At 68.1% G+C, this 16,031-nt stretch carries 17 protein-coding genes; 4 read left to right on the top strand and 13 right to left on the bottom strand.

The features are described 5' to 3' along the window. Positions 1 to 69 precede the first annotated feature (69 nt). Positions 70 to 1,170, top strand: coding sequence for an ADP-ribosylglycohydrolase family protein (locus ACZ9CK_RS10960; RefSeq protein ID WP_476049966.1), 1,101 nt, complete (start codon positions 70 to 72; stop codon positions 1,168 to 1,170). Positions 1,171 to 1,224: 54 nt separating this feature from the next. Here ACZ9CK_RS10960 and ACZ9CK_RS10965 read toward each other — a convergent pair whose 3' ends face one another. Then, complete coding sequence (locus ACZ9CK_RS10965; RefSeq protein ID WP_476049967.1) at positions 1,225 to 1,767, bottom strand: DUF4395 domain-containing protein; 543 nt, start codon at positions 1,765 to 1,767, stop codon at positions 1,225 to 1,227. 69 nt (positions 1,768 to 1,836) lie between these two features. Then, complete coding sequence (locus tag ACZ9CK_RS10970; protein ID WP_476049968.1) at positions 1,837 to 2,874, bottom strand: 3'-5' exonuclease; 1,038 nt, start codon at positions 2,872 to 2,874, stop codon at positions 1,837 to 1,839. A gap of 95 nt (positions 2,875 to 2,969) precedes the next feature. Between ACZ9CK_RS10970 and ACZ9CK_RS10975 the strand changes: the two genes are divergently transcribed. Continuing rightward, positions 2,970 to 3,734, top strand: a complete 765-nt coding sequence (locus ACZ9CK_RS10975; protein ID WP_426303466.1) for a DedA family protein — start codon at positions 2,970 to 2,972, stop codon at positions 3,732 to 3,734. 74 nt (positions 3,735 to 3,808) lie between these two features. Here ACZ9CK_RS10975 and rdgB read toward each other — a convergent pair whose 3' ends face one another. From rdgB to clpS, 6 genes are all read right to left on the bottom strand, one after another. After that, complete coding sequence (rdgB, locus tag ACZ9CK_RS10980) at positions 3,809 to 4,441, bottom strand: RdgB/HAM1 family non-canonical purine NTP pyrophosphatase (protein ID WP_426298381.1); 633 nt, start codon at positions 4,439 to 4,441, stop codon at positions 3,809 to 3,811. After that, a complete protein-coding gene (gene rph, locus ACZ9CK_RS10985; protein WP_426298383.1) occupies positions 4,438 to 5,196 on the bottom strand; it encodes a ribonuclease PH in 759 nt (252 codons plus the stop codon). Before rph ends, rdgB begins: the two co-directional genes overlap by 4 nt. A gap of 30 nt (positions 5,197 to 5,226) precedes the next feature. Continuing rightward, entirely contained in the window at positions 5,227 to 6,024 is a 798-nt protein-coding gene (locus ACZ9CK_RS10990) for an MBL fold metallo-hydrolase (protein ID WP_426298385.1), read from the bottom strand. Next, the gene (gene murI, locus ACZ9CK_RS10995; RefSeq protein ID WP_426298387.1) at positions 6,021 to 7,037 is read right to left on the bottom strand and encodes a glutamate racemase; all 1,017 of its coding nucleotides are present in this window, start codon (positions 7,035 to 7,037) and stop codon (positions 6,021 to 6,023) included. The genes ACZ9CK_RS10990 and murI overlap by 4 nt, the downstream gene beginning before the upstream one ends. 109 nt (positions 7,038 to 7,146) lie before the next feature. After that, positions 7,147 to 7,713, bottom strand: coding sequence for a DUF2017 domain-containing protein (locus tag ACZ9CK_RS11000; RefSeq protein ID WP_426298389.1), 567 nt, complete (start codon positions 7,711 to 7,713; stop codon positions 7,147 to 7,149). Beyond that, positions 7,706 to 8,083, bottom strand: coding sequence for an ATP-dependent Clp protease adapter ClpS (clpS, locus tag ACZ9CK_RS11005; RefSeq protein WP_426298391.1), 378 nt, complete (start codon positions 8,081 to 8,083; stop codon positions 7,706 to 7,708). Before clpS ends, ACZ9CK_RS11000 begins: the two co-directional genes overlap by 8 nt. A gap of 268 nt (positions 8,084 to 8,351) precedes the next feature. On the opposite strand from clpS, the gene ACZ9CK_RS11010 reads away from it, so the two are divergent. Next, on the top strand, positions 8,352 to 9,680 hold the full coding sequence (locus ACZ9CK_RS11010; protein ID WP_426298393.1) for a nicotinate phosphoribosyltransferase: 1,329 nt from the start codon (positions 8,352 to 8,354) through the stop codon (positions 9,678 to 9,680). 1 nt (position 9,681) lies between these two features. Continuing rightward, complete coding sequence (locus ACZ9CK_RS11015) at positions 9,682 to 10,320, top strand: isochorismatase family protein (protein WP_426298395.1); 639 nt, start codon at positions 9,682 to 9,684, stop codon at positions 10,318 to 10,320. 41 nt (positions 10,321 to 10,361) lie between these two features. Here ACZ9CK_RS11015 and ACZ9CK_RS11020 read toward each other — a convergent pair whose 3' ends face one another. From ACZ9CK_RS11020 to ACZ9CK_RS11040, 5 genes are all read right to left on the bottom strand, one after another. Beyond that, positions 10,362 to 12,140, bottom strand: a complete 1,779-nt coding sequence (locus ACZ9CK_RS11020; RefSeq protein WP_476049969.1) for a DEAD/DEAH box helicase — start codon at positions 12,138 to 12,140, stop codon at positions 10,362 to 10,364. 277 nt (positions 12,141 to 12,417) lie between these two features. Next, on the bottom strand, positions 12,418 to 12,735 hold the full coding sequence (locus ACZ9CK_RS11025; protein ID WP_115789333.1) for a DUF3039 domain-containing protein: 318 nt from the start codon (positions 12,733 to 12,735) through the stop codon (positions 12,418 to 12,420). Positions 12,736 to 12,743: 8 nt separating this feature from the next. Further along, positions 12,744 to 13,526, bottom strand: a complete 783-nt coding sequence (gene nagB / locus ACZ9CK_RS11030; protein ID WP_476049970.1) for a glucosamine-6-phosphate deaminase — start codon at positions 13,524 to 13,526, stop codon at positions 12,744 to 12,746. A gap of 74 nt (positions 13,527 to 13,600) precedes the next feature. After that, complete coding sequence (locus ACZ9CK_RS11035; RefSeq protein WP_476049971.1) at positions 13,601 to 15,172, bottom strand: transporter; 1,572 nt, start codon at positions 15,170 to 15,172, stop codon at positions 13,601 to 13,603. After that, the gene (locus tag ACZ9CK_RS11040) at positions 15,154 to 15,960 is read right to left on the bottom strand and encodes an ABC transporter ATP-binding protein (RefSeq protein ID WP_426298404.1); all 807 of its coding nucleotides are present in this window, start codon (positions 15,958 to 15,960) and stop codon (positions 15,154 to 15,156) included. Before ACZ9CK_RS11040 ends, ACZ9CK_RS11035 begins: the two co-directional genes overlap by 19 nt. Positions 15,961 to 16,031 lie beyond the last annotated feature (71 nt).

The following is a 16,031-nucleotide window of genomic DNA, read 5'->3' on the forward strand; positions in this document are numbered from 1 at the left end:
ACCTGCCGCGGACTGGCCGGGCGGGAACGGGCGTCCGGAACCCTACGCAGCCACGGTAGATTTACAGGCATGAGCGTTCCCCCTGTGACTTCCTCCGCGCCCACCCCGCAGTCCCGGATCCTGGGCTGCCTTCTGGGCGGCGCCCTGGGCGATTCCCTCGGCTACGCCGTCGAATTCGATCCGATCGACAGCATCCGGGCCAGGTTCGGCGCCGAGGGGCTCACCTCCTTCGGACAGCTCGACGGCGGCAGCCACTTTTCGGACGACACCCAGATGACCCTGTACACCGTCGACGGGTTGTTGGAGGCGCTCGAATGGGCGAACGATGGCGTGGCCGCGGATGAGGTCGCATGCCTCTGGCTGGCTTACCTCCGCTGGCTCGCCACCCAGGGCGTGGAGACCCCGTCCTCGGCCCCGGCTCCCCAGCCCCGCTGGATCGACGGCCACGAGGTCCTGCGGCACCAGCGCCACCCCGGCAACGCCTGCCTGAGCGGACTGGCCGGCGGCCAAATGGGAACGGTCGCCCGTCCCGTGAACCCCGAGTCCAAGGGCTGCGGCACGGTGATGCGTTCGGCACCGTTCGGGCTCATCCCGCACATCAGTGAAGCCACCGTTTACAAGCTCAGCTCCGATGCGGCCTCATTGACGCACGGCCACCCCTCGGCTCGCCAGAGCGCAGGAGCCTTCAGCGTGCTGATCCACCGGCTCATGGGCGGCTCGGAGGTCCAGGATGCCGCGCAGCACGCCCTGGAGCTCCTTGAACGCAGGCCCGATGCCGACCCCGAGCTCATGAAGCGGCTGCGCCAAGCCCTCGACCTAGCGGCGCTCGGGCTGCCGTCGGGCGCCGCGCTCAGCCCGGAGGAACTGACGGGGCAGCTGGGTGAGGGCTGGGTCGCCGAAGAGGCCCTCGCCGTCGGGCTCTATGCGGTACTGGCGACGGAACAGGGCGCCGGACAGGACCCTGCCGCACACTTCCGCCAGGCCGTGGCGCTGGCGCTCAACCACAGCGGGGACAGCGATTCGACAGCGTCCATCGCCGGGAACATCCTGGGTGCCCGGTATGGCGAGGAAGCCCTGCCCGCCGACTGGCTCGCCGCCCTGGAAGCACCGGAACTGATCCGCGGCATGGGCGAGCGGCTGATCGCCGTCACCCTCCCGGCCGGCCCCTGACATCGCTTCGCCCGGCCAGGGAACCCTGACGGAACGGGCCCAGGCTAAGCAGGCTCAGAGCCGGCGCAGCTCGATGTTGTTGCAGGCCTCGCAGATGTCCGCGGGGATCAGGCCCCGGCGCTGCAGCAGGCCGAAAATGGCGCAGCCCAGGCAGAAACCAAGGAAGGCTTCGAGGGAGGCCGCCACGATCAGCAGACCCAGCAGGATCCAGGCTGCCGTGCCGAAGCCGAGGAAGTACAGGGCCGCCGCAACGGTGCCCAGGCCGGCGCCGATGCCCTGCGCGAAGCGCTTGGGCGGGCCCGGCACAAGCTTTGCGCGCCCGATCCGCGGTGCGAGGACCTTGACCGACAACAGGGCGAACGGTGAGATCCGCGGGCCGAACAGCACGCGGAGCCAGAAGCCGCCCGCGATCAGGACCAGCCCGGGGCCGAAGCCGGTGGCAAGGGTCGCCACCGCGGCCGCAACGACGAGCCCGGCGGTGATCCGCGCCGCGTATTCGTTGACAGGGTTGGGGAACGCAAAGATCCCGCCCCTACGGGTGGTTCCCGGGTTACGGGTGGTGCCTGCGCCCTGCTGGGCCGTGGTCTGCTCCGCCATGGCTCAAGGCTAGGGACGCCCGCCCCGGCAGGGGAAGCATTGTTGCGCCGTATGAAACCAGCGGCAGCGCTAGGCGCCGCCCACCATCTGCAGGAATTCCCCTTCGGAGAGCACCTCGATCTGCTGGCCGCGGCCGTGCAGTTCAAGCACGCGCTTCGCCTTGCCGGTCAGCCTGCCGCTGCGCAGGTCGTCGGCAACGAAACCATCGCCCACCACCAGCACCGTGGTCCTGCCGGTCACCCGGCTTTCGGGGCGCGCGCCCATTTCGGCGGCACGCTGCTTGGCCTCGGGCCTTGCGATGGCGAGGTCCCCCGTGAACACCACCGTCTGCCCGAACAGCGGGTGGCCGGGTTCCGCGGCAAGATTGGGCTGAGGGTTGGGGCCTTCCTCCGGCCAGGCACCCCAGCCCCGGGTGGACAGCCCGACGGCGTTTCCTCCTGCCGCAGCGGTCCTGGCCGATCCGGCACCCAGCACGCTGGCACTCCCCCGCCCGGCGATCGCGGCGAGCGTCTGCTTGGACAGGGCGTCCCCGGGCCGGATGGCTCGTTGCGTGGGAACGGCCAGGCCGAGGGAAAGGTAGAGCTCCGCAATGCTGTTGGCCTGGTTGCGGCGGGCGATGTCGATCAGGATGCCGGCACAGGCCCGGGCGTCCTCCGCGGCGTCGTGGTGGTTGACCAGCGGCACCCCGGCCTCCTCGGCCGCATAAGGAAGCGAGTTGGACACCAGGGAATAGCAGCGGCGCGACAGCATCACCGTGCAGACGTAGTCGTAGGCCGGGCCGGACAGGCCGGACACCTCAAGGCCGGAACGGATCACGCCGAGGTCGAAGGCCGCATTGTGAGCGGCCAGGATGTCGTCACCGATGAAGCCGGCGATTTCCGGGAACAGCTCGCCGAAACGCGGCGCCCCGGCCACATCTTCGGCACGGATGCCGTGGATCCGCGTGTTGTGGAAGTCGAAGTGGTCATGGTGTTCCGGCGGACGCATCAGCCAGGACGCTTCTTCGACCACCACGCCGCCCCGTACCTTGCTCAGCCCCACCGAACACGGTGATCCCCGGAAGCCGTTGGCCGTTTCGAAGTCGATCGCCGTAAAGTCCAATGCCACCTGTCAAGGGTACAGGCAGAGTCCGGGCCGGCCGGCCCACCCCAAGGCTCCGACACCCGCCGGTCACGTACCCTTGAAAGGTGACCCTTTCTGCGATAAGCGACTTTGCCGTATCCACCTTGGGAGGCGCCGGCCCCGTGCAGCCCCACATGGCCTCGATCCTCCCCGACTGGCTGAACCCCCAGGTTTTCCTGGCCGATCCTGCCCTGGCCCCGTGGGTCGTGCTGCTTGTCTGCGGCATCGTGTTCGCCGAAACCGGCCTGCTGGTGGGCTTCTTCCTGCCGGGTGATTCCATGCTCTTCACCGCAGGCCTTCTGGTGGCCACCGACACCATCAAGTTCAACATCTGGGCCCTCGCGGCACTGATCATCGTCTCCGCGATCATCGGCAACCAGACCGGCTACCTCATCGGTTCCAAGGCCGGCCCCGCGATCTTCAACAAGCCCGATTCCAGGCTGTTCAAGCGCGAGAACGTGGAAAGCGCGCACGCCTTCTTCGAAAAGCACGGCGGCAAGGCCCTGATCCTGGCCCGCTTCGTCCCGATCATCCGCACCTTCGTTCCCGTGATTGTCGGGGTGGCGCAGATGGATAAGCGCAAGTTCTTCATCTTCAACGTGATCGGCGCGCTCCTGTGGGGCGGCGGCGTCACGCTGCTCGGCTTCCTGCTGGGCGACCGCGTCCCGTGGGTCCGCGACAACCTCGACATCATCTTCATCGTGATCGTCCTGATCTCCGTCATCCCGGTGGGCATTGAGGTGCTCCGCGGCTTCCTGGCCAAGCGCAGGGCCGCGGCCGACGGCACGGATCCGGTGGAAGAGTTCATTGACGAGCACGACGGCGGCCCCCGCCACGAGCGCTGAGCGCAGCGCCCTACGAAAACCCGCAAAAGCAATGGCACCCTGCCCCGCAGGGTGCCATTGCTTTGCTCTTCGCCCTACTTCAGAGCATCGACGATGGCCGGAAGGAGTGCCCGGAACGCGTGGCCCCGGTGGCTGATGGCGTTCTTTTCCTCGGAGCTCAGTTCCGCGCAGCTGCGGTCCATGCCGCTGGGCTGCAGGATGGGGTCATAGCCGAAACCGCCCTCACCGCGCGGTTCGCGCAGCAGGGTGCCTTCAAGCTGGCCGTATTCGACCACCTCGCGGGCGCTGCCGTCGTCCCCGGGCACGGCGAGCGCTGCGGCGCAGATGAACGCGGCGCCGCGGTGGCTGTCCGGCACATCGGAGAGCTGGGCCAGCAGGAGCTGCAGGTTCGCGGTGTCGTCACCGTGCCGTCCTGACCAACGCGCGGAGAAGATTCCGGGCGCACCGCCCAGGACGTCCACGGCCAAGCCGGAGTCGTCGGCGATGGCCACCAGTCCGGTCGCTTCGGCGACGGCCCGGGCTTTCAGCAGCGAGTTCTCGGCGAAGGTCACGCCGTCTTCGACAACGTCCGGGGCACCCGCCGCGCCCGCGTCGACCACCTGGGTGTCGACGTCGAGCCCGGGGACCTGGCCGCGGAGCAGTTCGCGCAGTTCCCGCAGCTTGCCCTGGTTGTGGGTGGCGAGGACCAGGCGGGGCTGACCGCTCACGGGGCCTCCGCCAGGGTCTCGCGCTGGATGGCGGCCAGCTGGGAGGTACCGAGCAAGGCGAGGTCCAGCAGGGCGTTGAGTTCATCGCGGTCGAAGGGCGCGCCCTCGGCGGTGCCCTGTACCTCCACGAACTTTCCGGAACCGGTGACCACTACGTTCATGTCGGTTTCAGCGCGGACGTCTTCCACATACGGCAGGTCGAGCATCGGCACGCCGTCGATGATGCCCACGGACACGGCGGCAATGGTGTCCGTCAGCGGCTGGGAGGATGCCGGAATGATCTTGTTCTCGCGGGCAAAACGGATGGACTCCGCAAGCGCAACATAGGCGCCGGTGATAGCTGCGGTGCGGGTGCCGCCGTCGGCCTGCAGGACGTCGCAGTCCAGCACGATCGTGTTCTCGCCCAGGGCCTTGGTGTCGATGATGGAACGCAGCGAGCGGCCGATCAGCCGGGAGATCTCGTGGGTGCGTCCGCCGATCCTGCCCTTGACGGATTCACGGTCGGAACGGGTGTTGGTGGCGCGCGGAAGCATGGCGTATTCGGCCGTCACCCAACCGCGGCCTTCGCCCTTGAGCCAGCGCGGCACGCCCTCGGTCAGCGAAGCCGTGCACAGGACCCTGGTGTTGCCGAACTCGATCAGCGCGGAACCTTCGGCCTGCTTGGACCAGCCGCGGGTGATGCTGATGGGCCTCAGCTGGTCGGGGGCGCGTCCGTCGGCACGAACAACGGGGGCAGTGGTGGCTTCTGAAGTCATGCCTCCAGCTTATCGTTCGGACCCGCCGCCTCAGACGGTGTAATGCACCCCCGCGACGGCGATGGCAACGTCCCCGTCGAACTCGGGCTTCGCCTCCGCCAGCACCTCGGTCTGCGAAGTCCAGACCGGGATGTGGGTCAGCAGGAGACGGCGCGCCCCGGCTGCCGTGGCAGCCTGCCCGGCACGTTTCCCGGTAAGGTGCACGTCCTTGATGCCGTCGTCCCGGCCTTCCTCGAAGGCCGCCTCGCAGAGGAACAGGTCCGCTCCCCTGGCCGCGTCCTCCAAGCCCTGGCAGCTGTCGGTGTCCCCCGAGTAGGTCAGCACCCGGGTGACAGGGTCGCCGTCCTTGCCGGGCTCGGTCACCTCCACACGCAGGGCGTACGCCTCTTCCACGGGGTGGTTCACGGCGAACGGCGTCACGGTGAATGGTCCCATCTGCACCGGCTTGCGCTCGGCCCAGTTGGTGAAATCGAATTCCTCATGCATGCCCGGGTCCAGGTCCAGCCCGTACGCGGTGGCCATGCGGTCGGCGGTGGCCGCCGGGCCCCAGACGGGGATGCGGTCCCGGCCCCAGCCGCCCGGCTTCCAGCGCACGGCAACGTGCAGGCCGCACAGGTCCATGCAGTGGTCCGGATGCAGGTGGGTCAGGAAGATCGCGTCGATGTCCTCGAGATCGGTGTAACGCTGGATGGCGCCCAGTGCCCCGCTGCCCAGGTCCATGACGATCTTCCATTGCCGCTCGCCGTCGTGCGCCGTCAGCAGATAGCACGACGCCGGCGAGCCCGGGCCGGGAAACGAGCCGGTACAGCCAACAATGGTCAGTTTCACCGGGAACCTCCCGGTTCTGCACCGGTGCGGGCATCCACGAAGTTGGAGGTCCGCTGGCGGTGGCCGCCAATGCGGGCAGCCTCCAGCATCTCCGGGGTGATGCGGGCCAGGCTGCCGGTGGGGTACTGGGCCGCGACATGGTCGACGTGGCGGACGGAGAGCACCTCCGGGCCTAGGAAGCGGCGGGCCAGGGTCTCGAACTGGGCGGCGTCGCCTGTGGCCATGAAGTCGTGGGTCGGTGCTTCCCCGCCGCTGCGCTGGATGCCGTAGGTGACCAGGGCACGGTAGACATCCTTGGCCGTCTCTTCGGCGCTGGAAACGAGCGTGACGTCCTCGCCCATGACGTAGGAAATGACGCCGGTCAGCAGGGGGTAATGGGTACAGCCCAGCACTACGGTGTCCACGCCGGCCTGCTTGAGCGGTTCCAGGTAGCTCCCGGCGGCGGCAAGAAGTTCCGGGCCTGTGGTGATGCCAGCCTCGACGAAGCTGACGAACTCAGGGCAGGCAACGGAGGTGATGGCCAGGTCCGGGGCCGCGGCGAAAGTGTCCTCGTAGGCCCGGGAGCCCACTGTGGCAGAGGTTCCAATGACGCCGACCCTGCCGTTCCGGGTGGCGGCGACCGCGCGGCGGACGGCTGGCTGGATGACTTCGATAACAGGGATGCCGTAGCGGGCCGTGTAGCGTTCGCGCGCGTCACGGAGCACGGCCGCCGACGCCGAGTTGCAGGCGATGGTGAGCAGCTTGACGCCGGAGTCCACGAGTTCGTCCATGACGCCCAGCGCATTGGCCCGCACCTCGGCGATCGGGAGGGGTCCGTAGGGACCGTTGGCGGTGTCCCCGACGTAGAGGATGGATTCGTTGGGCAGCTGGTCGATGATGGACCGGGCCACGGTGAGGCCGCCTACCCCGGAGTCGAAAACGCCGATGGGACGCGATGCCAGCGCGTCGTCGCCCGCGGTGCGCTGCTGGGGATCCCCTGCCGGAGCGTTTGCCGTGCCCGATGCTGAATTCATAATTCTTCGAGAATAAAGCACAGCCGCCAAGTGCAGCCATGCGTTGCGATCAGCGCCTCATGTCTGCTTCATCACAGGAAGGCCCCTTGACACGCCCCCGCGCAGGCACTTAGGTGCGGCGGTCCATCGAGGCCATCATCGACTGCACCAAGGACTCCTGCAGCCAGGTGGTGAAGTTGTAGACGAGGGCCAGGTAGCTTTCAACGTCCTCGGCCTGTGACCAGTCCTGCATGGCGTGGACATGGTCGGCATCCGCTTCGTCCCGGATGTCCAGCCGTTCGGCGAGCACCAGCCGGATGTCGTTCAGCGCCATCGACCAGAGCCGGGCCTCGTCCTGGGTGAGGGTGAGTTCCTTGCGGTCCAGGCCCATCGCCGCGGCGCGCAGGGCGCCGATCTTGCTCTCCCGCAGCGAGCGCTCGGTGAGCTGGCGGAACTCCAGGGAGCCGGCGTCGTCGTCCTTCATGACGTTGGGCAGCAGGCGCAAGAGGGCCCGGTCGGTGGGCGCTTGTACGTCCAGGTCAAGGCCCACCAGGGCAGCGAGCGGGTCCTGGTCCGCGGCTTCCCGGGGCTCGAGCATCGAAACGACGTCGTCGATCAGTCCGCGCAAAAGCTCGCGCTCGGCCGGTTCCAGGTGTCCCGTGATGCCCTTGAGTCCGTATTTGAAGGCCTTAGCCACGTGCGCCCCCCTTGCCGGTTCCTGCGCTGCTGGCCTTCTCAACGGTTGCCCACAGCCCGTAGCCGTGCATGGCGACGGCGTGCTGTTCCACCTGTTCCTTCGCTCCGTGTGCCACGATCGAGCGGCCCTTCCGGTGCACTTCGAGCATGAGCTTGTTGGCCTTGGCCTCGGAGTAGCCGAAGTAGCTCTGGAACACGAAACTGACGTAGCTCATCAGGTTGACAGGATCGTTCCAGACCACCAGGTTCCAGGGGTTGTCCGGCGCGCTGAGGAGGGCGGTGGAGCCTTGCTCCGAGGTGTCCGTCCGTTCCTCGACGTCGACGGCTGCGTATGTGCCTCTGGCAACGCCTGTGGCAACGGGTGTGGTCATCTGTCCATTCTATGGCGATGGGCAGACACGCACGGGCCGAGTGCCGGTGGGGACGCAGCGAGACGTGGGAGCCTGTGGGTGGGCCCACACCGGCGAGGGCCCCGCGTTGAGCGCAGCGAGACGTGGGAGCCGGTGGGTGGGCCCACACCGGCGAGGGCCCCGCGTTGAGCGCAGCGGGACGTGGGAGCCGGTGGGTGGGCCCACACCGGCGAGGGCCCCGCGTTGAGCGCAGCGAGACGTGGGAGCCGGTGGGGACTAGAGTGAATCCGTGAGTAGATCCACTGCCTGGGACCACCCCTGCACCGCGCTTTTCACCGATCACTACGAACTGACGATGCTCCAGGCAGCCCTTCATTCGGGCGCCGCGCACCGCCGTTCGGTCTTTGAGGCTTTCGCCCGGCGCCTGCCGGACGGGCGTCGCTATGGCATCGTGGCCGGTACGGGGCGACTGCTTGAAGGCATCCTGAATTTCCGCTTCGGCGAGGACGAATTGGAGTTCCTCGAACGGAACAAGGTGGTCAACCGCGAGACCCTCGATTTCCTGGCCAACTACCGTTTCAGCGGCGACGTATGGGGCTATCCCGAGGGCGAGGCCTACTTCCCCAACTCCCCCGTGCTGATCGTCGAATCGACGTTCGCCGAAGCGTGCATCCTGGAGACGTACATCCTCTCCGTGCTGAACCATGACACCGCGATCGCCTCTGCGGCTTCCCGCATGACCAGCGCGGCCGGCGGCCGTCCGTGCATCGAGATGGGTTCCCGTCGCACCCAGGAGGAATCGGCGACGGCGGCAGCCCGCGCCGCCGTGATCGGCGGCTTCGCAAGCACCTCCAACCTCGAAGCCGGCCGCCGCTTCGGCCTCAAGACCGTGGGCACCGCGGCCCATTCCTTCACCTTGCTGCATGACAGCGAGCGCGACGCCTTCGCCGCGCAGATCGAGGCCTTCGGCCCGGAAACAACGCTCCTGGTCGACACCTACGACGTCGAGAACGCGGTGCGGACCGCCGTCGAACTCGCCGGCGACAAGCTCGGTGCCGTGCGCCTGGACTCCGGCGACCTCGTCACCCAGGCACAATGGGTCCGCGAGCTGCTGGACAGCCTGGGCAACACCAGCACGCGCATCGTGGTCACTTCCGACTTGGACGAGTACGCCATTGCCGCGCTGCAGTCCGCCCCGGTGGATGCCTACGGCGTCGGAACGTCACTGGTCACAGGTTCCGGGGCGCCGACCGCGAGCATGGTCTACAAACTGGTCAGCCGCAGCAACGACGCCGGGGAGTTCGTCCCCGTGGCGAAGGCAGCCAAGAACAAGGCCAGCGTGGGGGGCCGCAAGTATGCGCTCCGCAAGCTCGACGACCACGGCATCGCCACCCGGGAACTGGTGGGGATCGGGCATCCGCCGGAGGACGACGGCAACGACCGCCAGCTGCTGCAGCAGTTCATCAAGAACGGGGAGCTCCTCCCCGGCTGGACCGGCCACGAGGGCGTCGTCCGGGCCCGGGAGCGGCACGACGCCGCCATGGCCGAGCTTCCTTCCGTTGTCCGCCGCCTACAGCGCGGCGAGCCTGCGATTCCCACGGTCTACGAGGAGGACTGACATGGCACGGGCCCTGATCATCGTCGATGTCCAGAACGATTTCTGCGAAGGCGGGTCCCTTGCGGTGACGGGCGGAGCCGCGGTGGCCGGGGCCATCAGCGACTACCTTGACGCCCGGCACCAGCATTTCGACCACATCGTGGCCACCCAGGACTGGCACATCGAGCCGGGCAGCCACTTTTCAGATGATCCGGACATGGTGGACAGCTGGCCGCCGCATTGCCGGGCGGGAAGCAAGGGCGCCGAGCTGCACCCGGACCTGGACAGCGAGTACGTCCAGGCCTATTTCCGGAAGGGCCAGTACGCCGCCGCCTATTCCGGCTTCGAGGGCGTCCTCGCCCCGGAGGACGAAGTCCCCATGGGGGAACGGCTCGCCGGCGGCGCGCCGTCCACGGAGCCGGCGGACAGCGATCCGGAGGACGCGATCGGCCTGGACGACTGGCTGCAAAGCCATGACGTCGAGGAGCTCGTGGTGGTGGGCATCGCCACCGACTACTGCGTCAAGGCCACCGCGCTCGACGCCGTCCAGGCCGGCTACGCCGTGACGGTGATCGGCGGACTTACTGCCGGGATCGCCGAGGACCTCAGCAGCACCTACGCCGAACTCGAGGAAAACGGCGTCGAGCTCGAAGAACAATAGCCCCGGGGCTCCCCTGGCCCCGGACTCCGGGATAGGCGGCGCTATTTCCGCCCGATGAACCAGTCCTGCAGCTTGCGCAAACGGGCCTGCAGCTGGGCTTCGTTGGCCTGGGCCACCGCGGGGCCGCCACACACCTCGCGCAGCTTGTTATGAACCACTCCATGCGGCGTGCCGGTGCGCGCGGACCAGGCCGCGACGTTCTTGGCCAGCTCGTTGCGCAGGTCCATCAGCATGCGGTGGTCCGGAACCGTTCCCGTGGCGGCGGCAGCCAGCGGGGACTGCCGCTTCTTCCGCGACTGCTGGTCGTGCTGGCGCTGGCGCAGCAGCGTGCCGACCTGTTCGGCGTCGAGCAATCCGGGGATCCCCAGGAAGTCCAGTTCGTCTTCGGAACCGATGTCCGCCCCGGTCCCGAACTCGCCGCCGTCGAAAAGCACCCGGTCAAAGGAAGCCTGGGAATCCAGCGCCTCGAACTTGCCCTTTTCGAGGGTGTCGGAGGCCTTCTCCTCGCGGTTGGCCTCGGCCATCAGGGACTCTTCGGGGTTGAACAGGCCGTCCGGGTCCTCCTTCTCCGGGCGGTCCAAGGCGTGGTCGCGCTCGGCTTCCATCGAGTTCGCCAGCGCCATCAGGGGCGGCACCGAGGGCAGGAACACCGACGCCGTCTCGCCCCGCTTGCGGGCACGCACGAAGCGGCCCACGGCCTGGGCGAAGAACAGCGGCGTGGACGTCGACGTCGCGTAGACGCCTACCGAAAGGCGCGGCACGTCCACGCCTTCAGACACCATGCGGACCGCGACCATCCACCGTTTGTCGCCTTCGGAGAATTCCTCGATCTTGCTGGAGGCCTTCGAGTCGTCGGAAAGGATCACCGTGGGCGACTGCCCCGTAATCTTCTTCAGCTGGCCGGCATAGGCGCGGGCGTCTTCGTGGTCGGTGGCGATGACCAGCCCGCCGGCGTCGGGCACCGTGCGGCGCACCTCGCTCAAGCGCTTGTCCGCGGCTGCAAGCACTGCGGGAATCCATTCACCGGCCGGGTTCAGGGCGGTCCGCCAGGCCTGGGAGGTAATGTCCTTGGTCACCGCGGCCTCGCCGAGGGAAGCCGCCATTTCATCGCCGGCGCTGGTCCGCCAGCGCATCTGTCCGGAATAGGCCATGAACAGGACCGGGCGGACCACGTGGTCACGCAGCGCATTGCCGTAACCGTAGGTGTAATCGGCTTTTGAGCGGCGGATGCCGTCCCTGTCCTCGGCGTATTCGACGAACGGGATCGGCGAGGTGTCGGAACGGAAAGGCGTACCGGTGAGCGCGAGTCGGCGCGTGGCAGGATCGAAGGCTTCGCGCAGCCCGTCACCCCAGGAGAGGGCCTCGCCACCGTGGTGGATCTCATCGAGGATCACCAGGGTCCGCGCGGCTTCGGTCTTCGCCCGGTGCAGCATGGGTTTGCTGGCCACCTGCGCATAGGTCACGGCGACGCCGATGAAGCCGCGGCCGTGCTGGCCGTCGGAATTCTTGAAGTTGGGGTCGATCGCGATGCCCACGCGGGCGGCGGCATCCGCCCACTGCCGCTTGAGGTGGTCCGTTGGGGCAACGATCGTTACGCGGTTGACGGCGCCGCTGTCGATCAGCATCGAGGCGATGCGGAGGGCGAAGGTCGTCTTGCCTGCACCGGGGGTGGCTACCGCAAGGAAGTCGCGCGGGCTGTTCCGCAAGTACAGGTCCAGGGCTTCCTGCTGCCAGGCGCGCAGCTTGGGGGCCGTGCCCCAGGCGGCGCGCTCCGGATAGGCCGGAGGAAGGGATAGGCCGCCGAAGAGCGTCTCCGTCATGCGCCTGCCCCCTGCACGGCCGGATGACCTTTCGCGGTCAGGGCGGGCCGGGAGGCGGCGGTAGTTGTTCCGTTCGGTTCGGCCGTGTTGGATTCGGCCTTGTTCAGCACATGCCAGCTAAGCACAAAAACACCAATCTGTTCCGGGTCTGATCCGGGACGTGCCGGATCGCCACGGGGCTCGCCGGATCAGGCGGCCCCGGTTACCCGGCAAAGGAAAGGGGCCGGTGCACGGTGGCGCCGGCCCTGGGAAGCGTCAGGAGAGGCGACGGATCCCGCTAGCGGGAGTCGCCGTCGTCGCCGGGGCGCAGGCCCTCGTAGATCTTCTTGCACTCGGGGCAGACGGGGAACTTCTGCGGATCGCGGCCGGGAGTCCAGACCTTTCCGCACAAGGCGATCACGGGCTCGCCGGTCAGTGCCGACTCCATGATCTTTTCCTTGCGGACGTAGTGGGAGAAGCGCTCCCGGTCGCCGGGTTCCACTTCCTGGCGCGTTTCCTCACGCTCAATGGTGGCCGTGGAAGTGCCGGCTCCGGAAAGTTCGCGCATTGGATCGTTCTCGAATGGGTCCGGAGGCAGGGTCGTCATGCCATCCATCTTAGCCGCTAGAGTCCCTGCCACTTCGGCTTGTTCTCGAAGGCGTGCCGGTAGTAGTCCGCCAGCCTGAGGGAGGAGGCCGCTGCTTCGTCGATCAGGATGGTTGCGTGCGGATGCAGCTGCAGCACCGACGCCGCACAGATCGCGGCCACAGGGCCTTCCACGAAGTCACGCACCGCCTGGGCCTTCTGGGCTCCCGTGGCGATCAGGATCACGTGCCGGGCGTCCAGGATGGTGCCCAGGCCCTGGGTCACCACGTGGTGCGGGACGTCGTCGATGCTTCGGAAGAAGCGCGCATTGTCCTTCCGGGTCTGCTCGATGAGGGTCTTGATCCGGGTCCGGGACACCAGCGAGGAGCCCGGTTCGTTGAAGCCGATGTGCCCGTCCGTTCCGACCCCAAGGATCTGCAGGTCCACCCCGCCGCGTTCCCGGATGGCGTCCTCGTACTCCTGGCAGGCCGCTTGGAGGTCCTCCGCCGTCCCGTCCGGGCTGTGGACATTGGCGGGATCGATATTCACCCGGTCCGTGAATTCCCGGCGGATGACCTCCCGGTAGGACTCGGGATGGCCGGGCTCAAGCCCCACGTACTCGTCCAGGGCGAAGGCGTGGGCGCGGCTGAAGTCCAGGCCTTCCTCGAGGTGCCGCCGGGACAGCTCATCGTAGACCGGCAGGGGCGAGGATCCGGTGGCCAGGCCCAGGACCGCATCGGGCTTCTGCCGCAAGAGCGCCTCAATGGCGTCGGCCGCAAGCCTGCCGATCTGCCTGCTGCCCGGCAGGATGACGACTTCCATTGTTCACGGCCTTTCTACGCTGGCGCTCCCGGAAACGGGGTCTTCCACGAGGCTATGCCATGCGGAGCCCGCTTTCAGCGGTTGTTTGAGAGCTGGGCGAACATTTCCGGTCCGCGGCGGTCCAGCCAGCGGCCGCCGAGCCTGATCCCGGCCGTGAAGAAGGCCAAGCCGAGCACCGGCCCGGCCCCCACGCCGATCCAGCCGAACACCGCGCTGCCGGTTGCCGCCTGCGCCACCACCATCGCGATCTCAGGGAGCAGCAGGACGGCCATGACTCCCATTCCCGCGAACTGCACCAGCAACGTTTGTGCAGTGTTGCCGGGCGGCTTCTTGAAGGGGCTCTCTCCGGGAGCGGGAACCGCGCTGGTCCACCGGGCCGAGACCACCGAAGCCAAGCCAAGGCCGGTGAAGAGGGCACCCAGCGAGCAGCCGAGGATGTTGGGCAGCCACTCCCAGCGCCCGGTCACCGCGATGGACCCGACGGCGAACAGCAGCACCAGCGGCAGGGCGAAGGACAGGCAGGCGAGGGCCCGGCCGAGCCGGTCGTCCCGGCCACGGACCCCGGTGGCCAGGTGCAGCGCGAAAGCGGTGTTGTCGTAGGAGACGTCGGCCGAGATGGACCAGGCCAGCAGGAACGCCGTCAGCGGAGCCACCGCGATCAACAGCTCCTGGTTCCCGCTCTGGGCACTGCCGAAGTAGAACAGCACCGGCAGCAACGGAACCACCACCAGCGAACCGGCATAGCGCGGGTCGCGCATCCAGTAGCTCAGCGAGCGGGCCGCCACTGCGCCGGCCGGAGTTGCAGGAAAGGTGCCGAACAAACCGGCCTTGCCGGCCTTCCTGCTGCCGCCACCTGTGTAGGGCGGGGTGACCATGGCCCGTTTCAGGAGCAGGTACCAGGCGCCGCCGAGCGCGGCCAGGGATGCCAGGGCGATGAGAACCTTCATGGCCGCACCCGCCGCGTTGCCGGCGTCGAGCTCCCCGCCAATCGCCCAGGCAGCACCCAGCGGTGTCCAGGAAATCGCCTCGGCCAGCCCCGGCAGGTAGTCCCTGCTGTCCCGGACACCCTGGACCACCGCCGTCACCATCGGCCCGGCCAGCATCAGCGGAACAATGAAAACGATGCTGCTGATGTCCTTGAAGCGGCGCGAGGCAAGGAGGCTGGCCACCGCCGTCGTCACCAGCTTGGACGCCACCACACAGCTCAGCACGCCAAGCAAAGCTCCGACGAGGGCCCCGGCGGCTGCCACGAAACTGCGGGACCAGGTCACCACGGTGGCCAGCGAAGCGAGCAGAGTGGCGATGCCAGGCAGGCCAAGCAGTCCGGCCAAGGCAAGGCCCGGGAGCAGCTCCCGCATGGGAATCGCGGACGTGGTGAAGCGGCTGGGATCCAGCGTGAGGTCCGCGGCCGAGGCCACGAGCGGCACCACCGCCCAGCCGGTGATCACCAGGGCGCCGCCCAGCACAACGGCGGTCTGCGCCGTCTGCGGATCGGCCCAGCGCAGTGCCACCAGGCCGGACGCGCAGGCCAGCGCGATGCCCGCCGCATAGAGAGCGCCGACGGCCATCCCGACGATCTGCAGCGGGCTGCGGCGGAAGCCGTTGAGCAGGAGCCGCCATTTCAGGCTCAGAAGGTGCGCAACCACTCGAGCCCCTCCGCACGCGTGCCGCCGCCCACCAGTGCAACAAACCGGTCCTCCAGCGAGGCCCCGGCGCGCACCTCCTCGACCGTCCCGGCCGCCAGCACCCGGCCGGCGGCCACCACCGCCACGTGGTCGCACATGCGCTGGACCAGGTCCATGACGTGGCTGGAAACGATCACGGTTCCGCCCGAGGCGACATACTGTTCGAGGATGCCGCGGATATTCGAGGCGGACACCGGGTCCACGGATTCAAACGGTTCGTCGAGGACCAGCAGCCGGGGCGCGTGGATCAGGGCGGAGGCCAGCGCGATCTTCTTGCGCATGCCGGCCGAATAGTCCACCACCAGGGTTCCGGCATCCTTGCCCAGGTCGAGCGCGGCGAGCAGTTCCTGGACCCTGGCTTGCACCACCGCGCGGTCCATTCCCCGCAGCAATCCCGCGTAGCTGACCAGCTGCTCCCCGCTCAGGCGGTCGAACAGGCGCACGCCGTCGGGCAGGATGCCCATGAGCTTCTTGGCCTCGAGCGGCCGCGCCCAGACGTCCACGCCGTGGATGAAGGCCGTTCCATAGTCCGGCCGCAGCAGTCCCGTGGCCATGGATAGCGTGGTGGTCTTTCCGGCCCCGTTCGGGCCGACGACGCCGTAGAAGGAACCGGCTGGGACGTCGAGGCTGATGCCGTTGACGGCGATCTTGTCTCCGAAGCGTTTGGCCAGTCCGCGCAGTGCCAGGGCCGGGACGGGAGGTGCAGGGGACGGGTCTGGGACAGGGTAACCGGAACTCGGGGCGCTCATTCTGCCAGCGTAGCCCCCGCCGTTTTCCGGCGGGGTCATCCGCCAGGACGAACTCCGGTGGCCTCCAGGCC

It is taken from the genome of Arthrobacter sp. TE26545, assembly GCF_056279005.1.

Excerpts from the sequence above, each read along its gene's own strand:
- ACZ9CK_RS10960 (WP_476049966.1), top strand. The coding sequence starts at position 70 with ATGAGCGTTCCCCCTGTGACTTCCTCCGCGCCCACCCCGCAGTCCCGG.
- ACZ9CK_RS10965 (WP_476049967.1), bottom strand. The coding sequence starts at position 1,767 with ATGGCGGAGCAGACCACGGCCCAGCAGGGCGCAGGCACCACCCGTAAC.
- murI (WP_426298387.1), bottom strand. The coding sequence starts at position 7,037 with ATGAATTCAGCATCGGGCACGGCAAACGCTCCGGCAGGGGATCCCCAG.
- nagB (WP_476049970.1), bottom strand. The coding sequence starts at position 13,526 with ATGGAAGTCGTCATCCTGCCGGGCAGCAGGCAGATCGGCAGGCTTGCG.
- rph (WP_426298383.1), bottom strand. The coding sequence starts at position 5,196 with ATGACTTCAGAAGCCACCACTGCCCCCGTTGTTCGTGCCGACGGACGC.
- ACZ9CK_RS11025 (WP_115789333.1), bottom strand. The coding sequence starts at position 12,735 with ATGGATGGCATGACGACCCTGCCTCCGGACCCATTCGAGAACGATCCA.
- ACZ9CK_RS11020 (WP_476049969.1), bottom strand. The coding sequence starts at position 12,140 with ATGACGGAGACGCTCTTCGGCGGCCTATCCCTTCCTCCGGCCTATCCG.
- ACZ9CK_RS11015 (WP_426298395.1), top strand. The coding sequence starts at position 9,682 with ATGGCACGGGCCCTGATCATCGTCGATGTCCAGAACGATTTCTGCGAA.
- ACZ9CK_RS11040 (WP_426298404.1), bottom strand. The coding sequence starts at position 15,960 with ATGAGCGCCCCGAGTTCCGGTTACCCTGTCCCAGACCCGTCCCCTGCA.
- clpS (WP_426298391.1), bottom strand. The coding sequence starts at position 8,083 with ATGACCACACCCGTTGCCACAGGCGTTGCCAGAGGCACATACGCAGCC.